The following is a 6241-nucleotide window of genomic DNA, read 5'->3' on the forward strand; positions in this document are numbered from 1 at the left end:
TTGTGATGGTGGACGACCGTCCTGGCCGCCCGGAAAACGCAAATATCGTAATGGGAATTGTTTCTATTTACAAATGGGCCGGTCGTGGCCTGCCCGGCGGTAGAGTCGAGCTTGCTCGACTGCCGTTTGCGATCAGTCGAGCAAGCTCGACTCTACGAAAGGGAGGCCAGGCGAGACGAGGTCAGGCCAGGCGCTGGTGCTCAGCGCAGCAGGGGCAGCGGGTCGCGTGCGCCGTCGGCGCCGTAGATGCCCCAGTGCAGGTGCGGCGGGGTGCCTTGGGCGTTGCCGCTGTCACCCACCTGGCCCAGCAGGTCGCCGGCCTGCACGATCTGGCCCCGCGCCAGGCCCTCGGCCCAGCTGTCCAGGTGGGCGTAGTAGTAGCGCTCGCGTGCGGGGCCGATCACCCAGACCTGGCGCCCGCCCAGGCCGCCGTCGCGCACATCGGCGATCACCCCGGCGGTGACGCTGCGCACCGGCGTGCCGCGCTTGGCGAAAATGTCGATGCCGGCGTGGGTACGGTCGCGCCCACGCGGGGCGCCGAAGGTATCGGCAATCTGCCGGGGGCGTACGCCGTCCACGGGCACCGGCAGCTGCTGCGCCGGCGGCATGCGCGACAGCGACCACAGCAGCTTCGGTGCGGCGGCCCAGGGGCTGTTCCAGACGGCGAGTGCGGCGATGAGGGCGATCAGCAGCAGCAGGCCGCGCAGCAACCAGCGGCGCAGGCGTCGGGCGGGGGAGGGCGGAGTGCTCATGCCACCGAGTGTAGAGTCGAGCTTGCTCGACTGCATTGCATGGCGCGAAGGTCAGTCGAGCAAGCTCGACTCTACCGAAAGCCGGTCAGCGCAGGGCGTCGACCGGCACGTCGATCGCCATGGCCAGGGCCAGGTGATCGGAAAACGCGGCGGGAACGGCTTCCACGCTGCGGGTCTGCAGGTTGCTGCTGACCAGGATGTGGTCGATCGCCCGGTCCGGGCGCCAGCTGGGGAAGGTGGGCACCGCGCAGCCGGGCGGTTGCAGCTGGGTCTTCTGGTACAGCACCTGCATTTCCGGGCGTTCGGCCAGGCAGTTGAAGTCGCCCATCAGCACCGCGTTGGGGTGGTCGGACAGCAGTTCGGCAATGAAGCCCAGCTGCGACATGCGCGAACCTGCGCCCAGCGACAGATGGGCCACCGCTACGGCCAGGCCGTCGGCACCATCGCCGAACTTGGCCAGCAGCACGCCGCGCCCGCCGATGCGGCCGGGCAGGGCGTGGTCCTGGACTTCCACCGGTTCCAGCTTGCTCAGCAGGCCGTTGGCACTGGAGGCCACGCCGCCCATGCGCCGGTTCGGCTGGTGGCTCCAGTAATTGAAGCCGGCGCGCTGGGCCAGGTAGTGGGTCTGGTTGGTGAAACCGGAGCGCAGGCTGCCCGGGTCGGCCTCCTGCAGGCCGACGATGTCATGGTTGCGGGCCAGGGTGGCGATCGCATCCAGGCTGCTGCGCTTGCGCCCCGCCGGCAGCGCATGTGACCAGCTGCGGGTCACATAGTCGCTGTAGCGGCGGGTGCTTGAGCCGGCCTGGATATTGGCCGTCAGCAAGCGCAGGGTCCGTGTGTGGGGGGAAGTCACGGCCGGGGAAACGTCTCTGGAATCAATGCGCCTGGGCGGCCGCGCGCTCGCGGGCGATCAGGTGGTCGGCAATACGCAGCATGTCCGGGAAGCCCTTGCCCTTCACCAGGTACTTGCCGTTGACGATGATCGACGGAGTGCCGGAGATCTGGCTGCGCTGGGCGAACTGCTTGGCCGAATTGGTCTTGGCGTTCACTGCGAAGCTGCCCATGGTGGCGGCGAACTGCTTGGGGTCAACGCCGTAGGCACCGTAGAACTTGGCGATATCTTCCACCGAGTCAGCACCGCGCTCGCCCTTCAGGGTCTTCTGCACGTGGATGGCCTGGTACAGCGCTTCGTGCGACTTTTCCTGCACGCCCAGGGTCTGCGCGGCGTAGAAGGCGCGGGCGTAGTTATCCCAGGTGCCGCCGAACATGGCCGGCACGTAGACGAAGTTCACGTCGCTGGGCAGGCCAGCCTTCCACGGGCCCACCAGCGGCTGGAAGGCGGCACAGGCCGGGCAGACGTAACCGAAGATTTCCACCACTTCCACCTTGCCGGCAGCCGGCTGGAACGGTTGGCCGTTCGGGATCAGCTGGTAGTCGGCGCCTTCCACCGGGGCCGGGCCGGTCAGCGCGGTGGTGGTCGGGGCCGGTGCGGCCGCCGGTGCGGCGTCGGCCGGTGCGGTGCTGCCTTCAGCGGCGGGGGCGGCGCCTTCGCTGCCGGCGGCCGGGGCCGGGGTCTCGGTGGCGGCCGGGGTCGCTGCCGGTTCAGCCGGCGCGGTGGTGTTGGCGGTGCCGTCGTCGGCCTTGCAGGCGGCCAGGATCGGCAGCAGCGCTGCAAGTGCGAGGGCGGCGTAACGGGTCTTCATGGAAACGTCTCCAGCATCTGGAATGGTGGGGCCGGCGGGTGAACGCCGGCCAGGGGGAAATGATGACACGCGGCGGCGGATGCGCCGTGTGCAGGGTCGGGATTGGTTCAGCGGCCGCGGCTGGCGCGGGCCTGGGCGATCAGCGCCGAGGCAATGCGCAGCTGGTCTTCGAAGCTGTTGCCGCGCACCAGGTACTGGCCATTGATGATGATGGCCGGGGTGCCCGGCACCTGGGTGCGCTTGGCGAAGGCACGGGCGGCGGCGACCTTCTGCTGCACGGCTTCACCGCGCAGGGCCTGCTTGTAGCGGTCCGGGGCCACGCCGTAGGCCTTGTAGAAGGTGGCCAATTCATCGGCCGACACGTTCTGCATGGGCAGCGAGCCGTCTTCGTGCAGGGCCTTGAACACCGCTGCATGGCTGCGCTTGGCGACGCCTACTTCATCGGCGGCGTAATAGGCCAGGGCCCAGGCATCCCACGGACCCCCGAAGGCGGCCGGGACCGGGGTAAAGCGCACGTCGGCCGGCAGCTTGGCGGCCCAGGCGGCCAGCTGCGGCTCGAAGTGGGCGCAGTGCGGGCAGGTGTAGCCGAACACTTCCACCACTTCGATCTTGCCAGCCAGCGGCTGGAACGGGCCGGGCTGGGCGATGCGCTCGTAATCTTTGCCTTCCACCAGCGGGGCGTTGGCGGGGGTGGCGGCGCAGGCCGCCAGCGGCAGCAGCACCAGCAGGGACAGCAACAGGCGGGACATCAACCTCATCGACGTGCATCTCCATTGAAAATAACAACGCCGGCGCAGCCGCCGGCGTGAAGGAAACATACCGCAGCAGCGGGCCGCCGTGGCGACCCGCGCCGACCAATGGCCGTCAGGGGGCGGCGGCCGGTGGCATGGCGGTGGTCTGCGCGGCCACGTCGTCGGCGCGGTTGTGCAGGCCCTGCAGGTAGCTGGACAGGGCCTGGACTTCCTGTTCGGTCAGCTTCTGGGCGATGGCCGCCATGATCTGGAAGTGCGCCTTGTCTGCTTCGTGGGTCTGCCCGGCCTGGTATTCCTGCAGGCGCCGGGCGACATAGCTGGCGTGCTGGCCGCCGATATGCGGATAGGCCGGGCCCGGATTGCCGGCGCCGCTGGGGCCGTGGCAGGCCATGCAGGCCGGCAGGCCGCGCTGGGCATCGCCGCCGCGGTACAGCTGCTGGCCGATTTCGTAGAACTTCATGCCCTTGTAGGGGCCGTCGGCCACCGGCGTGTCATCGGCAATGCCGGCGGTGGCCTTCTGGGTGGCGAAGAACGCGCCGATGTCGCGCATGTCCTGCGGGGTGAGGTTCTGCACGAACGGCACCATGGCCACGGCGGCGCCGGAACTGCGCTGGCCGTTGGCGATCAGCGCCATCTGCTGGGCCACGTAGCGTTCGCTCTGGCCGGCGATGGACGGGTACATCTCGACCGTGGAATTGCCGTCGGCGCCGTGGCAGGCCGCGCAGGCGGCCGCCTTGCCCTGGCCTTCCTTGGCGTTGCCCCAGGTGGTCTTGCTGAAATCCACCTCGAGCGAGGCGGTCTGGATCGGGCCATTGTCGGGCAGCGGGACCAGGGTGGTCTGCGCAAAGGCAGCGGCGGCAACCACCACGGCCATGGCAAGGGCGGATACGGCAAGAACGCGAGCGTGGCGCATGCTGAAGCTCCGTTTGGACCGGGCCGGGCGGCAGCGACCGGCATCGCCCGGATTATCAACGCCGTTTCCGCGCACGGTCAACGAAGCAGCGCAGCATTTTCCGGACCCACGGTGCCCCGGGCGGGCGCGCGGCGCCGCAACATGCGATCCTACGTACATGTCATTGCTCATCGAACGCGCCCGCTACCACCTCTCGGCCCACAACGCGCGGCAGCTGCCGCCCGATGAAGGGGCCGAAGTGGCCTTTGCCGGCCGCTCCAACGCTGGCAAGTCCAGTGCCCTCAACGCGCTGACCCGGCAGAACGCGCTGGCCCGCGTGTCCAAGACGCCCGGCCGCACCCAGCAGCTGGTGTTCTTCCAGATCACCCCGGAAGCCAGCCTGGTCGATCTGCCCGGTTACGGCTATGCCAAGGTGCCGCTGGAGCTGCAGGCGCACTGGCAGGCCTTCATCGACAAGTACTTCCGCACCCGCGAGGCACTGCGTGGCCTGGTGGTGGTGATGGATATCCGCCACCCGCTGAAGGACTACGACCGGCAGATGCTGGCCTATGCCGTGCAGCGTGGCCTGCCGGCGCATGCACTGCTGACCAAGGCCGACAAGCTCAGCCGCAGCCAGCAGATGCAGACCCTGCAGAAGGTGCGCAAGGAACTGCATTCGGCCTATGGCGATACGGTGAGCGTGCAGGTGTTTTCCGGCGAAGACCGTACCGGCGTGGAAGAAGCGCGCGGGGTGATCGGCGGCTGGCTGGGGCTGGAATAAGAGGCTGTCGTTGCGTTCGCCGGGGGGGGGGCCCCCGCGCGCCCGGGGGGGGCCCGCGGGACGGGGGGGTTGAAAACCGCGGGGGGGGTGGGGGCCCCGGGCCCGGCCCGGCCGCTACCCGTTGGCGGCACCTGCTGAAGGGTACCGGTAGGGCCGGGCCATGCCCGGCGTCACCTCATTTCAGCGGCGAATATTCCGCCGGTACCCAGGCATAGGCCTGGCCTTCGCTGCGCACGTGGCCCAGGCCGGGGAACGGCAGGTGCGCGCCGGCCACCCACCAGCCCTTGGCGGTGGCCTGCTGCAGCACGCTGCGCCGGCTGGCGGTGGCCGCCGGGCGATCGGCATCGGCTTCGAACGCCGCTTCCGGGTGCGCGAACTGCACCGCGTGGAAGTGCAGCACATCGCCCCACACCAGCAGTGACTGGCCCTGGCTGTCGAACCGGTAGGAGACATGGCCAGGGGTATGGCCGTGGGTGTCCATGGCCACCGCGCCACCGGGCAGCGCGTCGCCGGGCTGGAAGGTGCGCAGGCGCCCGGCGGCCTGGTACGGTGCCACCGCAGTGCGGGCCAGCGGGAAGGCGAAGCGCACGCCTTCGGGCGCGCTGGCCGCGCTGGCCGGGTCCAGCCAGTAATCGGCATCGGCCTGGGTGAGCCACACGGTGGCATTGGGGTAGGCCGGCTGGCCCTGCGCATCGAGCACGCCGCACATGTGGTCGGGGTGGGCGTGGGTGAGCAGGATGTCATCCACCTGCGCCGGGTCGACGCCGGCGGCGCGCAGGTTGGCCAGCACCTGGCCCAGGCCGGGGCCGAAGCACTGCGCGGTGCCGGTATCGACCAGGGTGAGGTGGTTGCCCTGGCGCACCAGGTAGGCGTTCACCGCGGTCTGCAGACCTTTGCTGTCTTCGGGGACGTAGCGGCCTTCCAGCAGGCGGCTGACCAGGGTGGGCGGTACGTCCACCACTTCCTGTCGACCCAGTGCCACTACGCCGTCGAACAGCGCGGTGACCTGCAGGTTGCCGATGCGCTGGTGGTAGACGCCGGGCACCTGCTGGGTGGGGGCGGGGGAGGTGGCTTCGGCCAGCGCAGCGGTGGGCAGGCCGGCAATGGCCAGCAGCAGGGCGCCGCACAGCGGCAGGTGACGCGGGGTCATGGGGTGTCCTGGGTGAGGCGGAGGATTCCGTCGCTGGGCAGCGTGCCGTGCGGGCGGCGCGCGATGCGCTCAAAGCAGTGCGCGCAATGCTCAGGGGGGAGTTTGTTTGCAGGGCTTGCAGCCCTGCACCTGCTCAATGCAACGGCAACGGCAAAAGCTGGGTATCCCTGGGATGGCGGGGGGGGGGGGGGGGGGGGGGGGGGGGCGGCGA

Annotated in this window: 7 protein-coding genes; 1 reads left to right on the forward strand and 6 read right to left on the reverse strand. The window is 69.7% G+C overall.

Going from position 1 to position 6241, the window contains the following annotated elements; translation table 11 throughout:
• Positions 1-200 precede the first annotated feature (200 nt).
• The 5 genes from IAE58_RS08225 to IAE58_RS08245 all read right to left on the reverse strand — a co-directional run bounded on the left by IAE58_RS08225 (position 201) and on the right by IAE58_RS08245 (position 4120).
• Positions 201-752: a M23 family metallopeptidase gene (locus IAE58_RS08225; RefSeq protein WP_199934764.1), complete on the reverse strand. Its 552-nt coding sequence runs from the start codon at positions 750-752 to the stop codon at positions 201-203.
• A gap of 85 nt (positions 753-837) precedes the next feature.
• Complete coding sequence (locus tag IAE58_RS08230) at positions 838-1575, reverse strand: endonuclease/exonuclease/phosphatase family protein (protein ID WP_233615086.1); 738 nt, start codon at positions 1573-1575, stop codon at positions 838-840.
• 52 nt (positions 1576-1627) lie between these two features.
• Positions 1628-2455, reverse strand: a complete 828-nt coding sequence (locus IAE58_RS08235; RefSeq protein ID WP_199934765.1) for a thiol:disulfide interchange protein DsbA/DsbL — start codon at positions 2453-2455, stop codon at positions 1628-1630.
• 107 nt (positions 2456-2562) lie between these two features.
• Positions 2563-3213, reverse strand: coding sequence for a thiol:disulfide interchange protein DsbA/DsbL (locus tag IAE58_RS08240; RefSeq protein WP_108754143.1), 651 nt, complete (start codon positions 3211-3213; stop codon positions 2563-2565).
• Positions 3214-3319: 106 nt separating this feature from the next.
• Positions 3320-4120: a c-type cytochrome gene (locus tag IAE58_RS08245; protein WP_199934766.1), complete on the reverse strand. Its 801-nt coding sequence runs from the start codon at positions 4118-4120 to the stop codon at positions 3320-3322.
• A gap of 157 nt (positions 4121-4277) precedes the next feature.
• Between IAE58_RS08245 and yihA the strand changes: the two genes are divergently transcribed.
• On the forward strand, positions 4278-4880 hold the full coding sequence (gene yihA, locus IAE58_RS08250; RefSeq protein WP_108750547.1) for a ribosome biogenesis GTP-binding protein YihA/YsxC: 603 nt from the start codon (positions 4278-4280) through the stop codon (positions 4878-4880).
• 175 nt (positions 4881-5055) lie between these two features.
• Here yihA and IAE58_RS08255 read toward each other — a convergent pair whose 3' ends face one another.
• Positions 5056-6030 (reverse strand): MBL fold metallo-hydrolase, encoded by a 975-nt coding sequence (locus tag IAE58_RS08255; protein WP_199934798.1) that lies wholly within the window; start codon positions 6028-6030, stop codon positions 5056-5058.
• Positions 6031-6241 lie beyond the last annotated feature (211 nt).

The organism is Stenotrophomonas sp. S49, assembly GCF_016624905.1.
Classification (GTDB): domain Bacteria; phylum Pseudomonadota; class Gammaproteobacteria; order Xanthomonadales; family Xanthomonadaceae; genus Stenotrophomonas.